Annotated in this window: 18 protein-coding genes and 1 tRNA gene; 4 read left to right on the top strand and 15 right to left on the bottom strand. The window is 61.3% G+C overall.

The features are described from left to right. Window positions 1–8: 8 nt before the first annotated feature. The 5 genes from trpA to GNH96_RS05455 all read right to left on the bottom strand — a co-directional run bounded on the left by trpA (window position 9) and on the right by GNH96_RS05455 (window position 4174). Window positions 9–812 (bottom strand): tryptophan synthase subunit alpha, encoded by an 804-nt coding sequence (gene trpA, locus GNH96_RS05475; RefSeq protein WP_169602742.1) that lies wholly within the window; start codon window positions 810–812, stop codon window positions 9–11. Further along, complete coding sequence (gene trpB, locus GNH96_RS05470) at window positions 809–2020, bottom strand: tryptophan synthase subunit beta (protein WP_169602741.1); 1212 nt, start codon at window positions 2018–2020, stop codon at window positions 809–811. The genes trpA and trpB overlap by 4 nt, the downstream gene beginning before the upstream one ends. Beyond that, window positions 1995–2663 carry a phosphoribosylanthranilate isomerase gene (locus tag GNH96_RS05465; RefSeq protein ID WP_169602740.1) on the bottom strand — a complete coding sequence of 223 codons (669 nt, stop codon included), beginning with the start codon at window positions 2661–2663 and terminating at the stop codon, window positions 1995–1997. The genes trpB and GNH96_RS05465 overlap by 26 nt, the downstream gene beginning before the upstream one ends. Next, complete coding sequence (gene truA / locus GNH96_RS05460; RefSeq protein ID WP_169602739.1) at window positions 2660–3475, bottom strand: tRNA pseudouridine(38-40) synthase TruA; 816 nt, start codon at window positions 3473–3475, stop codon at window positions 2660–2662. The genes GNH96_RS05465 and truA overlap by 4 nt, the downstream gene beginning before the upstream one ends. 231 nt (window positions 3476–3706) lie before the next feature. Continuing rightward, window positions 3707–4174, bottom strand: coding sequence for a cysteine rich repeat-containing protein (locus GNH96_RS05455; RefSeq protein ID WP_169602738.1), 468 nt, complete (start codon window positions 4172–4174; stop codon window positions 3707–3709). A 312-nt stretch (window positions 4175–4486) separates the two neighbouring features. On the opposite strand from GNH96_RS05455, the gene GNH96_RS05450 reads away from it, so the two are divergent. Continuing rightward, the gene (locus GNH96_RS05450) at window positions 4487–5158 is read left to right on the top strand and encodes a protein-methionine-sulfoxide reductase heme-binding subunit MsrQ (RefSeq protein WP_169602737.1); all 672 of its coding nucleotides are present in this window, start codon (window positions 4487–4489) and stop codon (window positions 5156–5158) included. 293 nt (window positions 5159–5451) lie between these two features. Here the strand turns inward: GNH96_RS05450 and GNH96_RS05445 are convergent, their stop codons facing one another. The 10 genes from GNH96_RS05445 to GNH96_RS05400 form a co-directional block, all read right to left on the bottom strand. Then, window positions 5452–6012, bottom strand: coding sequence for a hypothetical protein (locus tag GNH96_RS05445; protein ID WP_188114793.1), 561 nt, complete (start codon window positions 6010–6012; stop codon window positions 5452–5454). A gap of 410 nt (window positions 6013–6422) precedes the next feature. Next, window positions 6423–6749: a hypothetical protein gene (locus GNH96_RS05440; RefSeq protein WP_169602736.1), complete on the bottom strand. Its 327-nt coding sequence runs from the start codon at window positions 6747–6749 to the stop codon at window positions 6423–6425. A gap of 180 nt (window positions 6750–6929) precedes the next feature. Continuing rightward, the gene (locus tag GNH96_RS05435) at window positions 6930–7145 is read right to left on the bottom strand and encodes a hypothetical protein (RefSeq protein ID WP_169602735.1); all 216 of its coding nucleotides are present in this window, start codon (window positions 7143–7145) and stop codon (window positions 6930–6932) included. 354 nt (window positions 7146–7499) lie between these two features. After that, the gene (locus GNH96_RS05430) at window positions 7500–8117 is read right to left on the bottom strand and encodes a hypothetical protein (protein ID WP_228720030.1); all 618 of its coding nucleotides are present in this window, start codon (window positions 8115–8117) and stop codon (window positions 7500–7502) included. 139 nt (window positions 8118–8256) lie between these two features. Further along, window positions 8257–8499, bottom strand: a complete 243-nt coding sequence (locus tag GNH96_RS05425) for a transposase (RefSeq protein WP_169602734.1) — start codon at window positions 8497–8499, stop codon at window positions 8257–8259. A gap of 81 nt (window positions 8500–8580) precedes the next feature. Next, a tRNA-Gln gene (locus GNH96_RS05420) sits at window positions 8581–8654 on the bottom strand. Window positions 8655–8665: 11 nt separating this feature from the next. After that, window positions 8666–9058, bottom strand: coding sequence for a 30S ribosomal protein S9 (gene rpsI / locus GNH96_RS05415; protein ID WP_169602733.1), 393 nt, complete (start codon window positions 9056–9058; stop codon window positions 8666–8668). 16 nt (window positions 9059–9074) lie between these two features. Next, window positions 9075–9503: a 50S ribosomal protein L13 gene (rplM, locus tag GNH96_RS05410; protein ID WP_010960215.1), complete on the bottom strand. Its 429-nt coding sequence runs from the start codon at window positions 9501–9503 to the stop codon at window positions 9075–9077. 76 nt (window positions 9504–9579) lie between these two features. Then, the gene (locus GNH96_RS05405; RefSeq protein WP_169602732.1) at window positions 9580–11427 is read right to left on the bottom strand and encodes a polysaccharide biosynthesis protein; all 1848 of its coding nucleotides are present in this window, start codon (window positions 11425–11427) and stop codon (window positions 9580–9582) included. A 3-nt stretch (window positions 11428–11430) separates the two neighbouring features. Further along, window positions 11431–12453 (bottom strand): MraY family glycosyltransferase, encoded by a 1023-nt coding sequence (locus GNH96_RS05400; RefSeq protein ID WP_169602731.1) that lies wholly within the window; start codon window positions 12451–12453, stop codon window positions 11431–11433. A gap of 166 nt (window positions 12454–12619) precedes the next feature. Between GNH96_RS05400 and GNH96_RS05395 the strand changes: the two genes are divergently transcribed. The 3 genes from GNH96_RS05395 to GNH96_RS05385 all read left to right on the top strand — a co-directional run bounded on the left by GNH96_RS05395 (window position 12620) and on the right by GNH96_RS05385 (window position 15651). Then, complete coding sequence (locus tag GNH96_RS05395) at window positions 12620–12805, top strand: YezD family protein (protein ID WP_169602730.1); 186 nt, start codon at window positions 12620–12622, stop codon at window positions 12803–12805. Window positions 12806–12942: 137 nt separating this feature from the next. Further along, window positions 12943–14568: an OprO/OprP family phosphate-selective porin gene (locus GNH96_RS05390; protein WP_169602729.1), complete on the top strand. Its 1626-nt coding sequence runs from the start codon at window positions 12943–12945 to the stop codon at window positions 14566–14568. A 66-nt stretch (window positions 14569–14634) separates the two neighbouring features. After that, on the top strand, window positions 14635–15651 hold the full coding sequence (locus tag GNH96_RS05385; RefSeq protein ID WP_169602728.1) for a sulfate ABC transporter substrate-binding protein: 1017 nt from the start codon (window positions 14635–14637) through the stop codon (window positions 15649–15651). The last annotated feature ends 6 nt before the right edge of the window (window positions 15652–15657 follow it).

Here is a 15657-nt window from a genome sequence, read left to right as displayed (position 1 = left end):
TCTCGGATTCAGGCATCCAGCGCCCGCCGCATGGCGGCGAGCAAGTCGACGATCTCCTTGCGCGCCTGTTCGGGCCTGTCCTGAGCCGCCGCGATCTTTTCCACCAGGGCGCTGCCCACCACCACGGCATCGGCAAACCGGCCTATGGCCGCCGCAGTTTCGGCGTTCTTGACACCGAACCCGACTCCGACGGGCAGGTCGGTCAGCGACTTGATATGGGCGATCCTGCTTTCGACCTCGCCGAGGTCGAGATGCGAGGCCCCGGTCACCCCCTTGAGGGACACATAATACAGATAGCCGCGCCCCAGCGCCGCCATGCGCTCGATCCGCGCGTCGGAGCTGTTGGGCGCCAGCAGGAAAATCGGGTCGACTCCGGCCGCATGCAGCATCGGCACGAACTCGCCCGCCTCTTCCGGCGGCATGTCGACGGTCAGCACGCCGTCGACGCCGGCCGCCTTGGCGCGGTCGGCGAAGGCTTGGTAACCCATGCATTCGACGGGATTGAGATAGCCCATCAGCACGATGGGCGTCGCCTGGTCGGTGCGGCGGAACTCGGCCACCATGTCGAGCGTCTTGCGCAGGCTCATGTGATGGACAAGAGCCCGCTCGCTGGCTTTCTGGATCACCGGGCCATCGGCCATGGGATCGGAAAACGGCACGCCCAGCTCGATGATGTCGGCCCCGGCTTCGACCATGGCGTGCATGGCCGGCAAGGTGAAGCCGGGTTCCGGGTCGCCCGCGGTGATGAAGGGGATCAGGGCCTTGCGCCCGTCCTGGCGCAGCGCTTGGAACGTCGAGGTCAGACGGCTCACAGGACGATGCCCTCCCGGCTGGCGATGGTGTTGATGTCCTTGTCGCCGCGGCCGGACAGGTTGACCAGGACGATCTTGTCGGGACTCAGGGTCGGCGCCAGCTTGAGGGCATAGGCGACGGCATGGCTGGACTCCAGCGCCGGGATGATGCCCTCCAGCCGGGTCAGGGTGTGGAACGCCTCCAGCGCCTCCTCGTCGGTGGCGCTGACATAGGTCGCGCGGCCGGAATCCTTGAGCCAGGCGTGTTCCGGGCCGACGCCGGGGTAGTCCAGGCCGGCGGAGATGGAGTGGGTCTCGATGATCTCGCCGTCGTCGTCTTCCATCAGATAGGTCCGGTTGCCGTGCAATACGCCGGGACGGCCCGCGCTCAGCGGCGCCGAATGGCGGCCGGTTTCGATGCCGTCGCCGGCAGCCTCCACCCCGTACATGGCAACCTCGCGGTCGTCGACGAAGGGGTAGAACAGGCCGATCGCGTTGGACCCTCCACCCACGCAGGCGACCAGGGCGTCGGGAAGGCGCCCGGCCAGGTCCAGCATCTGGCTGCGGGCCTCGCGCCCGATCACGGCCTGGAAGTCGCGCACCATGGCGGGATAGGGATGGGGGCCGGCCACCGTGCCGATGATGTAGAAGGTCTCGTCGACGTTGGTGACCCAATCGCGCATGGCTTCGTTCAAAGCATCCTTCAGGGTTTGGGAGCCCGATTCGACCGCCACCACGGTGGCGCCGAGCAGCTTCATCCGGAACACGTTGAGGGCCTGACGCTGAACGTCGACCGCTCCCATGTAAACCACGCATTCCATCCCCAGGCGTGCGGCCACGGTGGCGGTGGCGACGCCGTGCTGGCCGGCACCGGTTTCGGCGATCACCCGCCGCTTGCCCATGCGCTTGGCCAGCAGGGCTTGGCCGACGGTGTTGTTGACCTTGTGCGCGCCGGTGTGGTTGAGGTCTTCGCGCTTGAAATAGATCTGCGCGCCGCCCAGTACGCGGCTCAGGCGCTCGGCGTGGTAGATCGGCGAAGGGCGGCCGACGTAATGGTTCAAATCGTGATCCAGCTCGGCGAGAAACGCCGGGTCCTTCATGTAGCGATGATAGGCGTCGCGCAGTTCGTCCAACGGCGCCATCAGCGTCTCGGCGACGAAAATGCCGCCGTAGGGTCCGAAATGGCCCCGGTCATCCGGCAGGTTATAGGGCTGAATCTCGTCTTGCATGGTCAAATTCGTACACCTCACGTAAAAACGCCGCCATTTTGTCGTGGTCCTTCATTCCCTTCCGCTCGCCCTCCACGCCGCTCGATACGTCGACGGCATAGGGCCTTGCCGTTTCCAGAGCCTCTTTCACATTGGCCGGGGTGAGCCCGCCCGCCAGAATCAGCGGCAGCGCGCAAACGGCCTCGGCCCGCCCCCAGTCGAACGTCATGCCGGTCCCGCCGGGCTCCCCCGGCTGGTAGGCATCCAGCAGCAGGCCGGCGGCACCGGCGTACCGGCGCGCTTCGGTCCCGACGTCGACACCTGGCTTCATCCGCAAGGCCTTGATGTAGGGCCGGCCGAAGCCAGCGCAATACTCAGGGGATTCTTCGCCGTGAAACTGCAGCAGATCGATCCGCACGGAACCGCAGATTTCCCGGACCCACGCCTGGTCGGCATCCACGAAGAGGCCCACCACCGTGACGAATGCCGGCACGGCCGAGGCGATGGCCCCCGCCTGGGCGACGCTCACGTTGCGCGGGCTGGGACCGTGGAACACCAGGCCCAGCGCATCGGCGCCGAGAGCCACCGCGCAAGCTGCGTCCTCGGCCTGCGTGAAACCGCAAATTTTAACCCGAGTTCGCCGTGAGAGATACGCCGACATCATGATTCGTCATCCGGCTCGTAGCGGCGGGCATCCGCCGGCAGATGTTCGAAAACGGTATCGCGCGCCAATCCGAACTCCTCCGGATAGCACACCCCTCCCAGATACAGCCCGTCCGGCGGGGCGGTGACGCCGCCCTGGGCGCGGTCCCGCATGGACAGAAGCTCGCCGACCCAGGCGGGGTCATGCTTGCCCGCTCCCACCGCCATGAGCACCCCGGCGATGTTGCGCACCATGTGGTGCACGAAGGCGTTGGCGGCAATTTCCATGACCACCCTTTCGCCTTCCCGGCGCACGTGCAGGAAATGCACCCGGCGGAATGGACTGCGGGACTGGCACTGCTGGGCGCGAAAGGAGGAGAAATCATGTTCACCGATCAGGTGGACCGCCCCCTCCCGCATTCGTTCGACATCCAGCGGCGCGTGGCACCAGGTGAGCTGGCGGGGCCGCAAAGCGGAACGCATGGGGCGGTTCAGTATCTCGTAGCGGTAATAGCGGGCGATCGCGCTCAACCGTGCGTGAAACCGGGGCTCGATCTCCCGCACCCATAAAATCCGCACATCGTCCGGCAGTGCGGTATTGGCGCCCAGCAGCCAGGAGCGCTCGCTGCGCCGGCTTTCGGTATCGAAATGCACCACCTGCTCGATGGCATGGACACCTGCGTCGGTACGGCCCGCGCAGACCACCCGGATCGGAGCATCGGCGACGCGGCTCAAAGCCTGCTCGACCACGGACTGGATGGTGCGCTTACCGCTCTGCCGTTGCCAGCCGGCAAATCCGCTGCCGTCATATTCTATGCCTAACGCAATCCGCATGTTCCGGGCCCGATTCGAGGCGCGCTATCGTACCAGAAACGCTCCCGACCGGCTTATCCACAGAATCTGTGGATAATTCTGTGTGCCTCCTGCAGAACATCCTCGCAAGTCATTGATTCGACGGGACGCTATCGAATCCGACGAAATCGAGACACCAGCGTCGTAGTTTCCCGGCGAATCCCGTATCGGCGCGGCGGATGCCTCTGCGCCGATACAGGCCGGATCAACCGGTTATTTGACCTTGTTCAGCCCAGTGTCCTCGATCGCCTGCTCGCATCGCGAGCTGACCTTGGCTTCGTTCTTTTCCAGGCAGGCCAACAGCCGCCCCTCGCCGGGCTCGACGTTGGCGCAGTACTTCTCCAGATCGTCGTCGCATTCCGCCGCAACGTAGCTCAAGGCATTGACTTCGCGCTGGAGCTGGGCGGCCGCATCATAAATGGCGTACTCGCAGCGCGTCGAAAGCTTGTCCTGATAGGCATAGAGGCAAGCCAGCTGACGGCCGTCGCCGGGCATGACATCCTTGCAGAATTTGTCCAGCTCGGCCTTGCAGCCGGTCTTGAAAGTCGCCACGAGGTCATCGGCCTGGGTCTGCTCGGGGGGCGGGCTTGCCTTGGTTTCGGCCTTCTTCGCCGCGCAAGCGGGCTGCGTCATGAACGCCGCCAGCAGCAGGCCGGCGAACAGGTATCGTGCAGTGTACATTTGATGTTCCTTGTTGAATGGGTAATGTGGGGAATCGCGCACCCCTCGCCCGCAAGTTCCGACCCGAGCCGGCCCTTCCGTTGGCGGCGCGCCCCGGCATTGTAGCCAGACGCCCTCGGAAAACCTATCCGGGGTAAAGGGTTCCCGCCTTCGGGGAACGAGGGAGCCGTTTTGCAAAATGAAGAAAGCCGACAGAAAATAACCGAGCGCCGTACTCAACCATGCGACATCCCTCAGCCACCGCCGGAACTTGCCGGGCACGCAAGACACCCCTCCCCGCCACCTTTTTCCAGACGAAACGCCTCTCCCCTCATGAAGAACCCGTCCGAACCCGCGATCCGGTTACTGAACCAAGGACTCATCCTCGCAGGCGTCGCACCGTTCCTCCATCTGACGCTGGGCGCCTTCAACCATGGCCTTGGCGCAAATCCCGTGGAGACCATTTCCCACAGCAGCGGCCTTTGGGCACTGAGGCTACTGCTGGCCACCCTCGCCATCACGCCGCTGAGCAGACTCCTTGGCGGACCTTGGCTTATTCGCCTGCGCCGTACGGCCGCCCTGCTCGCTTTCTTCTACGCCTGCCTGCATGCCTTGACTTATCTGGTGTTCGATCAGCTTTTCGATGGAGGCGAAATCTGGCGGGACCTTGTCCGTCGCCCGCACATTGCCGCCGGCATGGGGAGCTTTCTGATATTGATTCCCTTGGCTGCCACGTCCAGCCAAGCCATGGCCCAGCGTCTCGGCCGCGGCAACTGGCGTCGGCTACACCGGTGGGCATATGTCGCCGCAGCGGCCGGCGTATTCCATTATTTCTGGTTGGTAAAACGGGACACATCGGGGCCGGCCTTGTACGTCGCGATTCTGGCATTCCTGCTGTGCCTGCGACTGGACGAGGCCACCCGCCGGCGGTCTGGCCGCGGCAGGGCCGACCGTCCGATTCCTGCTTCGCAAAATCCCAAAATTACAAATCCTTCGGCGAACTGACCCTGAAACAGGGTGATGAAAGCATTGCGGCAGCGCCGATGCATAATGTCAACCGCATTGAGTCTTGTATAGTTAGCCGCTCGATGCGGAGTGTGTGACAAGACACTTACCTCATGGATATGCTTGGGAAGCAGAACTATGTTATGTTGGGAACCGTGGCCGGCGGTGGTTCCCCGGTCATATGAAATCCCAAGTTTCATGTCATGGAAACCAGTTGGCGGCGGCCGGCGGACCCCTTCATCCGCGGGTCGCCGCCGCTTAACCCCCACGCTCGACGCGTCAGTCGTCAGGCATCAATGATCCGGCGCGCCTTTGGCGTCTTCGTTCCAGATCGGATTATCGCGGTCTTGCGGGTCGAGTTTCACGATATCTTCAGGGAAGATATGCCAGAACGAGCGATCAATCGCGCCTTCCCGATAATGCGACTCCTTTCTTTCATGATGGAACGGGCACCACCAGTTCTCCACCAGCTTCACGAGATACGCGTGCCATTCGAACAACCCCACGCTGAATGGACAATACCATGTACAATTGAGTATCCAGAATAGCTTTGACTGCGTAGGACTGAGCCTATAACCAGGCTGCATTACAATCTGGCTTGAATAGTTATATCTATAACTATTACGATCCGGAAGATAATCCTTCAGCGTCTTGACTTTTTCAGCCCCCATCAGCTTCAGATGGAAATAACTGACATAGGCGCTAAATAACACGAAAGGCAGCGTCAGGATGGGCACATAAATCAGCAATACCCCCAGGACACGCTTCGTATACGAAATGTCCTTATGGTGCTTTCCAATAACGACGCAGCTCGTTTCCGCCCCCGATGGATCACAGGTTTCACACTTTTTCATTTTCAGCCTCAGCCAATGCGTTCTAGTTTTTATGAGCACAACACAAGCGCAGACGTATAAGACGCCGGCACCTATCCTCTGCTTTCGATATCCGCAAGAGCCGTCGCCGGCACCTGCGGCAGAGAAGCTATGAGGTCGAAGGCGCCACGTCAAGCGGCATCTCACCTCATCCCGCTCGCGATGCTCAGGCGGCATTGCACGACTCGCGGCAAGGACACCGGCTGGAGCGACGCTACGGCTGTGCCGTGCACGGACATGCCTGGCCGAGACCGGCCTCACGGAGCCGGCCGGCGGGTTCGGGGCCTGAACCACGGGATTCCGGGTAACGGAGTCCACCGCTCCCGACCTGGCCCGCTGTAAATTAAATGTCGGGCCGGAGCGGTGGCGCGACCGCCCCGCGATGAGAAGGGTTATTGCATGCCTTTTTTCAAGCTGTCGAGCAATTTGCTTCCGGCGGCCGCATCGTCGCTGCCCACCAACACCATCACGGTCATGTGATCACCCATGCGAATGCACTCGATCACCGCCAGAGTCTTATCGTTCCAGGAGCGCACCGAATCGGCATCCTTACTGATCTTGCCGGTCGTCTGCGCGGTCATGAGCGACTCACCACGGCTTACGCATTCGGCCTGGCTCAGAGCGGACTGCATGTGGTCCCAGTACATATTAGGGGTGGCCAAAGCAGCTTGGGATGCGCCCAGCAGGGCGGCCGGTAGCAGAAAAGATTTCGCAAACATGGTCGATCCTCCTCGTTCTTTACGTTCAAAAACGGGACCCGCTTCGGGAGGGATTGCCGGAGGAAGCGGAAACTCGCCTTTCAATCGGAATAGTAAGGGCAAGCAGCATAAACTTGCCCACCGGTCAACTCAGCATCAAGAGCACCCTACCGATCCTTCGCGCTCCGGCCGACCCTGCCGTCAGGCTTCGAAGGATTCATAACCCTGCAAAGCATCGGGCTTCCGGCCAGGCGGGCCGCCATCGACACCCCGCTCCTTATAAAGAAGATAGACGAAAATCGCCATCAACAAGGTCAGAATCCAATATTTCAACCAGAACAGAAACTTCAGTTTGGCCAGAAATGCAGGATGCCCCACGAGATAAGCGTTGAACTGAGCGAAGAAATTTTCGAACATGGCGGGCGACCTCGATGAATGTGGAAGCCGGTTGCCTCGGCTTTTTATGCGGAACCAAGCCCGTCGCCGATTCGACGAGAAATACCACAGTTCCCTTCGTAAGGCACTGCGGCGAAGGGACTGAATCCTCTCCTTGCAGGGTACCGGCGGATAGGCGCATCAATTTGACCACGAATCGGTGCATTCGGTTCCTTGAAATGCCCTCGGTGAAGTCTTGCAGGGAAATAGCTAAGCGGTCAGGACACCTCACGGCCTGGGCGCTCGGCACTCCCTCAGCGATGACCGAAGGCTCGCATGGCGGCGGCAATGACAAGATACAAGGCGGCTACGACAATCGCCCGGATTTTTCCCCAGTTAGAGCGCACCTTTCTTCTGGGCATCTCTTATGAATCGTCCGATACAATCGGCCATCGCGAGGCCAATCAGTTTCGAGGGATCCTCCAACTTGGAGCCCTCCTTGCGTGCTTCCTGAGTCGATTCAACGACGTTCGAGTAAACGACCTTTCCATTTTTCGTAACCACGAAAGAAACAGCGATTTCGAACCTCATCCCGGTCATGCCGACCCAATCGAAGCTGAAGCGGCGGATTTCACCAGACACGCTATGAGGGCTGCCGTCCGATACCATATAGCCGGAAAAAGCAAGATCCTTCTTCACAGCATTCGTGAACAGCGCATCAACATTTTCTGACAAATAGGTGTATGCCATGCCAGACTTATCCTGCTGAGCCTCATCGGGCCCGACATCACCCACCGCAGCAGGAAGATATTCAAAGGTCTTGACGTAAAGCTCGCCTGTTCCTTTCGATAGGTTGGCCGGCTTATAAGAGACATCGACGTGCTGGGCACATCCACCAGCAAGGCCGACAATGACAAAGGCAAGTATCAATATTTTCTTAGAAAGAAAGAGCAACATAAAAACCCCAAGAATTAACTTACCAAACGTCAAAAAAAGATCGTCATGCTTCGGCATAACGGCATGCTGCGTGCCGGAAGAATCCGCCGACGATCTTCGGTAGCTTCCGGAGCCGTCGCAATACTGCGGCGAGGCATCGTTTCAATTCCTCCTTGTTCGCCGGCGGTTGTTTGACCACGCGCTATTTGGCGGCGCCTCACTCCTGTTCGTCTGGATCCAGCCTCGGCGAATGAGGCGGCAGGTCGATCAGTTTGAATTTCCCCCGCTGTTGGTCGACGTATTCCTTGACCCGCTTGGCATCAGGGATCGGATGGCCATCGATGACCAGGACAATGGGTGGCTTGGCTCCCGCCATCAGCCGCTCGAGGAATTCGCGGAACACCACCGCCGTCACCGTATCCTCGTGCACCATGAAAGGGAAGTCCCCACGAGCACTCACCGCCATTGCGGTCAACGGTGCCGCCAGTGTGCCACGACCGCAAACGAAAAAGGCCCCCATCGCTGGAGGCCTTGATTTTATTGGCTGGGGGACGTGGATTCGAACCACGGTTGGCGGAGTCAGAGTCCGCTGTCCTACCGCTAGACGATCCCCCAACAGAACTCGGTTAACGCTTGGAGTACTGCGGACGACGGCGCGCCTTATGGAGGCCAACCTTCTTACGTTCGACCTCACGAGCGTCGCGGGTCACGTAGCCGGCTTTGCGCAGTACCGGACGCATGGTTTCGTCCAGCTCGATGAGTGCGCGTGACAGGCCATGACGGATGGCGCCCGCCTGACCGGAAGGTCCACCGCCGACGACTTTGACGTTGACATCAAGCTTGTCCGTCATTTCGACCGCTTCCAGCGGCTGCATGACGATCATGCGGTCGGTCTTACGGCCGAAGTATTCTTCCAGCGATTTGTCGTTGATGCGGATCTGGCCGGTGCCGGTCCGGGTGTAGACGCGGGCGATCGCGCTCTTGCGGCGGCCCGTGCCGTAGTACTGCGTCTGTGCCATGTGCCTGACTAATTCGTTAGATTTCGAGAGGTTTCGGTTGCTGCGCCTGATGCTGATGGCTCGGCCCCGCGTAGACCTTGAGCTTGCGGAACATGGCCCGGCCCAGAGGGTTCTTCGGCAGCATCCCCTTCACCGCGGTCTCGATGATGAGTTCGGGACGGCGATCACGCAGCTTGCCCAGGCTGATCGACTTCATGTTGCCGATGTAGCCGGTGTGCTTGTAGTAAATCTTATCCTGTTCCTTGTTGCCGGTCACGCGCACTTTTTCCGCATTGACGACGACGATGTAGTCGCCGGTATCGACATGCGGCGTATATTCAGGCTTGTGCTTGCCCCGCAGGCGGCGCGCGATTTCCGTGCTCAGACGGCCGAGCGTCTTGCCTTCGGCATCGACGACATACCAGTCGCGTTTGACCTCAGCCGGTTTTGCGCTAAAGGTTTTCATTCTTGTACGCTCCGTTCTGGCGTCCCAATTCAAAGCGGGGATCATACTGAAATGGACAGTGAAACACAAGCGGATTTCAGTTTTCCGTCCCCGTCTCGCGGTACTCCGGTACCAGTTGGCACAATTCCTGGCGGACGGCTTCCTGGTCGAAACTGCGGCAGGCGGCGTCCATGGCGGCGATCCGGGCCGCTACGACGGAGCGGTCGCAGAAGGTGGCCTGGGCCAGCATCAGCTTGGCGTAGCCCGTCGGCTGGAGCTGCTCCGTACCCAGAAACAGTTCCTCGTGCATTTTCTCACCGGGCCGCAGACCAATATATTCGATGGCAATATCTTCGCCAGGGCGCTTGCCGCTGAGGCGGATCATCTGTTCGGCCAGATAGCCGATGCGGATGGGCTCCCCCATGTCCAGCACGAACACTTCCCCGCCCTGCCCGGTCGCCGCCGCCTTCATGATGAGCTGGCAGGCTTCGGGAATGGTCATGAAAAACCGGGTGACTTCCGGATGCGTCACGGTGACCGGTCCACCGTTGCGGATCTGTTCGCGGAACAGCGGCACGACGCTGCCGGCGGAGCCGAGCACGTTGCCGAAACGCACAGTGATGAACCGTGTCGCCGCCTCGCCGTTGTAGCTCTGAACCACCAACTCGGCGGCGCGCTTGGTGGCGCCCATCACGTTGGTCGGATTGACGGCCTTGTCCGTGGAGATCAGCACGAACTCGCCGACCCCGCGCTCGACCGCGGCTTCCGCCACCGTGCGGGTGCCGATCACGTTGTTGAAGGCGGCTTCCCGGACCTGCTGCTGCAGCAAGGGGACATGCTTGTAGGCCGCGGCATGGAAGATGACTGCCGGCGCGTGAACATCGATCGCCCGCCTGATCGCGACGGCGTCGGTGACATCGCCCAGGACGGCGTGAATCTCCATCTCGGGGAAGGATCGCCGCAGTTCGAGCTCGATGCGATAAAGGTTGAATTCGCTGCGCTCGAAGACGACGAGACGCCCCAGTGAAAATCGCGCGATCTGCTTGCACAGCTCCGATCCGATGGATCCACCTCCACCCGTCACCATGATGCACTTGCCGTCGAGGTAGCCGGCCAATTCGGCGGAATCCAGCCGCACCGGCGCCCGGCCCAACAGGTCCTCGATGGAAACGTCCCGCAAGGCATCGGACAGGCGCCCGCTCCACATGTCCCGCACCGACGGCAGGGTCAGGAACGGCAGGCCGGTGGTCTCGCAGATTTCCACGATGCGGCGCATTTCCCGGTCGCCGGCCGAAGGCATCGCGATCAGGATGGCCTCGATGTCCAGCTTTTCGACCAGCGAGGGGATGCGGTCGCAGGCGCCGCGCACACGCACGCCGTGAATTTCCCAGCCGCGCTTATGAGGATCGTCGTCGACGAAAGCCACCGGTGCGAAAGCCGATTCGGCGCTGCGCAGCAGGTCCCTCACCAGGGTTTCGCCGGCTTTGCCGGCGCCGACGATCAACGCCCGCCGCCCGTTCATCAGATGCACCGAGCGGTCCTTCCACATCCGGTACAAGGCGCGTGGGGTCGACAGAAACAGCACCAGCAACAGCGTGTAGAGCGGGATGACCGAGCGCGGCACGGCGTCCAGCCGGTCGAGGAAGAACAAAACCGCGACGATCAGGATGATGCCGCTGGCCGAGGCCTTGGCGATCCGCAGGAGATCGGGCATGGAGGCGAAGCGCCAGATGCCCCGGTACAGGCCGAACAGCCGGAACACCACGCCCTGGATCACCACCACCAGCGGCAGCCATTTGATCGCGACGCTGAGGTGCGGCTCCGGCACTTCCGACAGATTGAAGCGCAGCCAATAGGCGCCGAACCATGCCAACGGCACCATCAGCAGATCGTGCAGGAAAATGACGGTGCGCGAACGCAGTTTGTCGAGGTGTGCTCGAATCACGGACTAAAGCTCGGGTTGGCCGGCTCGCAGGCGGATCGCCAAGTAGAGCAGCGGCAGGTAAGCCAGTATCAGTAAAGGCAGCTCCCAGGCCGGTTTCCAGGCCGCAAGGCCGGCCAGAGGCAAAAGCCATAGCAGGTTGAGCGCCAGAACGCGATGATCGACCGGCGCGTGACCGCCGAGTAGCCGCGCCGCGTGCTGATAAGCGTGCGAGCGATGCGCCTGGTACCAGCGTTCGCCGCCGGCCATGCGGCGGGCCAAGGTGAAGCTCGCATCCACCACGAATACCCCGGCCAGAATCAACCAGACCGTGAGGCTCAGCGTCCCGGCCTTGGCCGTCGCGATCGCCTCGCAGCCCAGCAGGTAGCCCACGAAGCCGCTGCCGACATCGCCCATGAAAATCTTCGCCGGGGGCCAATTCCATATCAAAAAGCCCAGCGCTGCGACCGCAAGCAACCCGGGCGCGAGAGGCGGAAAAATGCCGAGCGGCAATGATAGCAAAAGCAGGAAGGAGGCACCGGCCGCAACGCAGACGACTTCCAGGCCGGCCAATCCATCGATGCCGTCCATGAAATTGAACAAGTTCAGCATCCAGGCGATGACCAGCACGCCGACGAAGTCGGCGAATCCGCCGGAACCGAACGATACGAAACCCAACCTTAAGGGCATATCTCCCGGCATGGTCATCACAGCCAAGGCTGCCGCGGCCAGATGCGCCAGCAAGCGCCAGCGCGCCGGCAGATGGCCGTGGTCGTCCCAGAACCCCACCGCCGCGACCAGCACCCCACCGGCCAGGATGGCGAAGCCGGCGACGGGCTCGCCGACGACGCAGCGCCAGTACACATCCCCTGCCAAGAACGCCACCACGATGGCAAGGCCGCCGCCGCGCGGCGTCGGCAGCCGATGAGAACTGCGGGCATTCGGAATATCCAGCAAGCGCCGTTGCGCGTAGCGCCGGACTACGCCGGTGAGACCAAAAGCCAGGGCGAAAACACCTGAGAAACCGGCGATCGAGAGCAAGAAAGGCATTGAAGGACGAATCAAACGGGAATCGGGAAACAGGAGTCGCGATCAAAAAACTTACGGATATATGTCTATTTCTTTTTATTCTTTCTCGTCATAGTTTCGCATGCGTACACTTGTGCCAACTGAGCAACGAGCGTTTGCGCCTGCACAAGCAACGGGGGGATCCACCATGACGCAGCATTCGCAGAAAACACCGCCATCCGAATTGGCGTCGGCAACGCCGGAGATTCAGGCCGCGCGGATCATCGAGGCGCTGACCGGCATCCGCTTCGGCTCCGTCGAGATCACCGTGCATGAAGGACGCATCGTGCAAATCGAAAGGCGGGAGAAATTCCGTCCCCAAGCCGCAAGCTGAACGAACCACCGGCGATCGACCGATCGCGATGCCGACCGGCCCTCCGGAGGCGCATCAGTATAACCAAAACATGAATTCGCTAAGGAACTGACCGGTACACCGGAAGTTCTCCGAACCGACGAATGGAGAGACTTCCCATGTCCAAGAAAAAAGCCCTGAGGCTTGCGGTGACGATTTTGACCGGCCTGAGCGCCCCTACCCTGAACGCCAAAACCCACCACGACCGCGTGGACGTGCTGGAGGCGCGTGTCCACGACTTGGAATCGAAGCTGGAAAAGGCCTTGAATGCGCTGGAAGCGGCCACGGCCAAACAGACGACCGCCGCGGCCCCTGCCCCCGACATCAAGAAAATCGACCAGAAGGTAAAGCTCATCGAGCGCAAGCTGGAAGTGGACAAGGAAGTGTCCGACGGCAAATGGGCCAAGCTGCCCAAAGTCGAAGTCGGCGGTCAAGGCTTGAAGGTGGAAAGCCAGGATGGCGATTTCAGCCTGTCGGTACGCGGCACCATCCAGCAGGACAGCGACTTTTTTATCGACGACAACAATGGCAATCCGGCCAATACCAACGGCGACGATCTCAACAACAATTTCTACCTGCGCCGGGTCCGTCCCACTTTCACCGGCACCGTGTGGAAGTATGTGGACTGGCGCATCATGCCGGATTTCGCCATGGGCAATACTCGATTGTTCGATGCCTACACGGACCTGCGCTATTTCCGCTCGGCGAGCCTGGCCGCGGGCAAGTTCAAGGCGCCGGTCAGCCTCGAACGTCTGCAGAGCGCCTCGGCATTGACGTTCACCGAGCGCGGCTTTCCGACCCAGCTCGCGCCCAACCGCGACATCGGCTTCATGCTGCACGGCGAATTCGACCGCCCGGGCGGTCCCGAAACCGCACGCAGCTCCAACCTGTACCAATTCCCGGAATTCTTCGCCTACCAAGTCGGCGTGTTCGACGGCACGGTCAACAACGGCAATATCGACAGCGCGAACAACGACGCCAAACAGGTGGAGGCCCGCATCTTCGCGCACCCGTTCCAAGGCAGCGGATACGAGGCGGTGGAAGGCTTGGGCGTTGGCATCGCCGGCTCCTGGGGCCATCCGAACGACGCTTCAACACCGACCTATGCCACCCCAGGCCAGCAGACCATGTTCAGATACGTGTCCGCCGCCCGCATCGACGGCACCCAATACCGGGTCTATCCGCAGATGTACTGGAACTGGGGTCCGTTCGGCCTGATCGGCGAATATGCGGTTTCTCAGCAAGGCGTCGCCAACCAGACCACGACCAGCGGGCAGATAGGCCCACGAACCAAGAACGCCAACCAGATCATCGAAAACGATTACGCCTGGAACGTCACCGCGTCCTATGTACTGACCGGGGAAGACAATGTGTTCCAAGGCCAGGGCATCCGGCCACGGCACGCCTTCAACCCCTTCGAAGGGAATTGGGGTGCGTTCCAGGTCGCGGCGCGCTGGACCGATATCAGCTTCAGCGACAACGTCTTCCAAAACATCGCGAAAGCGGGTTCTAAGACTCCGGTATATGCCTATGCCGATCCACGCCAGGCCGTGCGGAACGCGACGAACTGGTCGCTGGGCGTGAACTGGTGGCTGAATCAGAACGTGAAGCTCATGGCCGACTACTCGCAGACCTCCTTCCAGGGTGGGGGTGGCGTTTACGACAGCGCCGGCAAGCTGACCCATGAGGTCGTCGACCGCGAAACGGAGAAAGCCTTCATCACTCGGGTACAGGTTTCCTTTTAAACCGATAGCAGCAACCCAAACAACACGGACCTGCACGTTTTACCGACCCAACGAACGGAGCAAATCATGACATTATCGATCCGGGGTGGCGCCATCGCCTCCCTGTTCTCCATCGCGGCCCTGCTCGGCCTCGGCGCCGCCCAAGCCGCGGACCTCACCCTGCTCAACGTGTCGTACGACCCGACCCGCGAGTTCTACCAGGAATACAACGCCGCCTTCGCCAAGCACTGGAAGGAAAAAACCGGCCAGACGCTCGAGATTCGCCAGTCCCACGGCGGCTCGGGCAAACAGGCCCGCGCGGTGATCGACGGCCTGGACGCCGACGTCGTCACCCTGGCCCTGGCCTACGACGTGCACCAGCTCCACGAGAAGCGCAAGCTGATCTCGTCGGACTGGCAGTCCAAGCTGCCGCACAACAGCGCGCCCTACACCTCCACCATGATATTCCTGGTGCGCAAGGGCAACCCGCTGGGCATCAAGGACTGGGACGATCTGGGCAAGACCGGCGTGTCGGTGGTCACGCCCAACCCGAAGACCTCGGGCGGCGCGCGCTGGAACTACCTGGCGGCCTGGGGCTACGCCCTGAAGAAATACGGCAACGAGCAGGCGGCACGGGACCTGGTCGGGAAGATCTACAAGAATGCCGCCGTGCTCGACACCGGCGCCCGCGGCTCGACCATCACCTTCGCCGAGCGTGAAATCGGCGACGTGCTGATCACCTGGGAAAACGAGGCTTACCTCATCCTGAAGGAATACGGCGCCGACAACTTCGAGCTCGTCGCACCTTCCATCAGCATCCTGGCCGAACCCACGGTCACGGTGGTCGATGATATCGCCCGCCAGCGCGGCACCGGTGACGTCGCCAAGGCTTACCTGGAGTATTTGTACAGCCCGGAAGGCCAGGAACTGGCGGCGAAGCACCATTACCGCCCGCGCGATCAGGCGGTACTGGCCAAACATGCCAAGGACTTCGCCCCGATCCAGTTGTTCACCATCGATGAAGTCTTCGGCGGCTGGGACAAGGCGCAGAAGACCCACTTCGCCGACGGCGGCGTCTTCGACCAGATTTATAGCAGCAAGTGACAGCAG

The organism is Methylococcus geothermalis, from assembly GCF_012769535.1.
In the GTDB taxonomy this organism is placed as follows: Bacteria; Pseudomonadota; Gammaproteobacteria; order Methylococcales; family Methylococcaceae; genus Methylococcus; species Methylococcus geothermalis.
The sequence above is the reverse complement of the archived record's forward strand: the minus strand, read 5'-3'. Positions and strand labels throughout refer to the sequence as shown.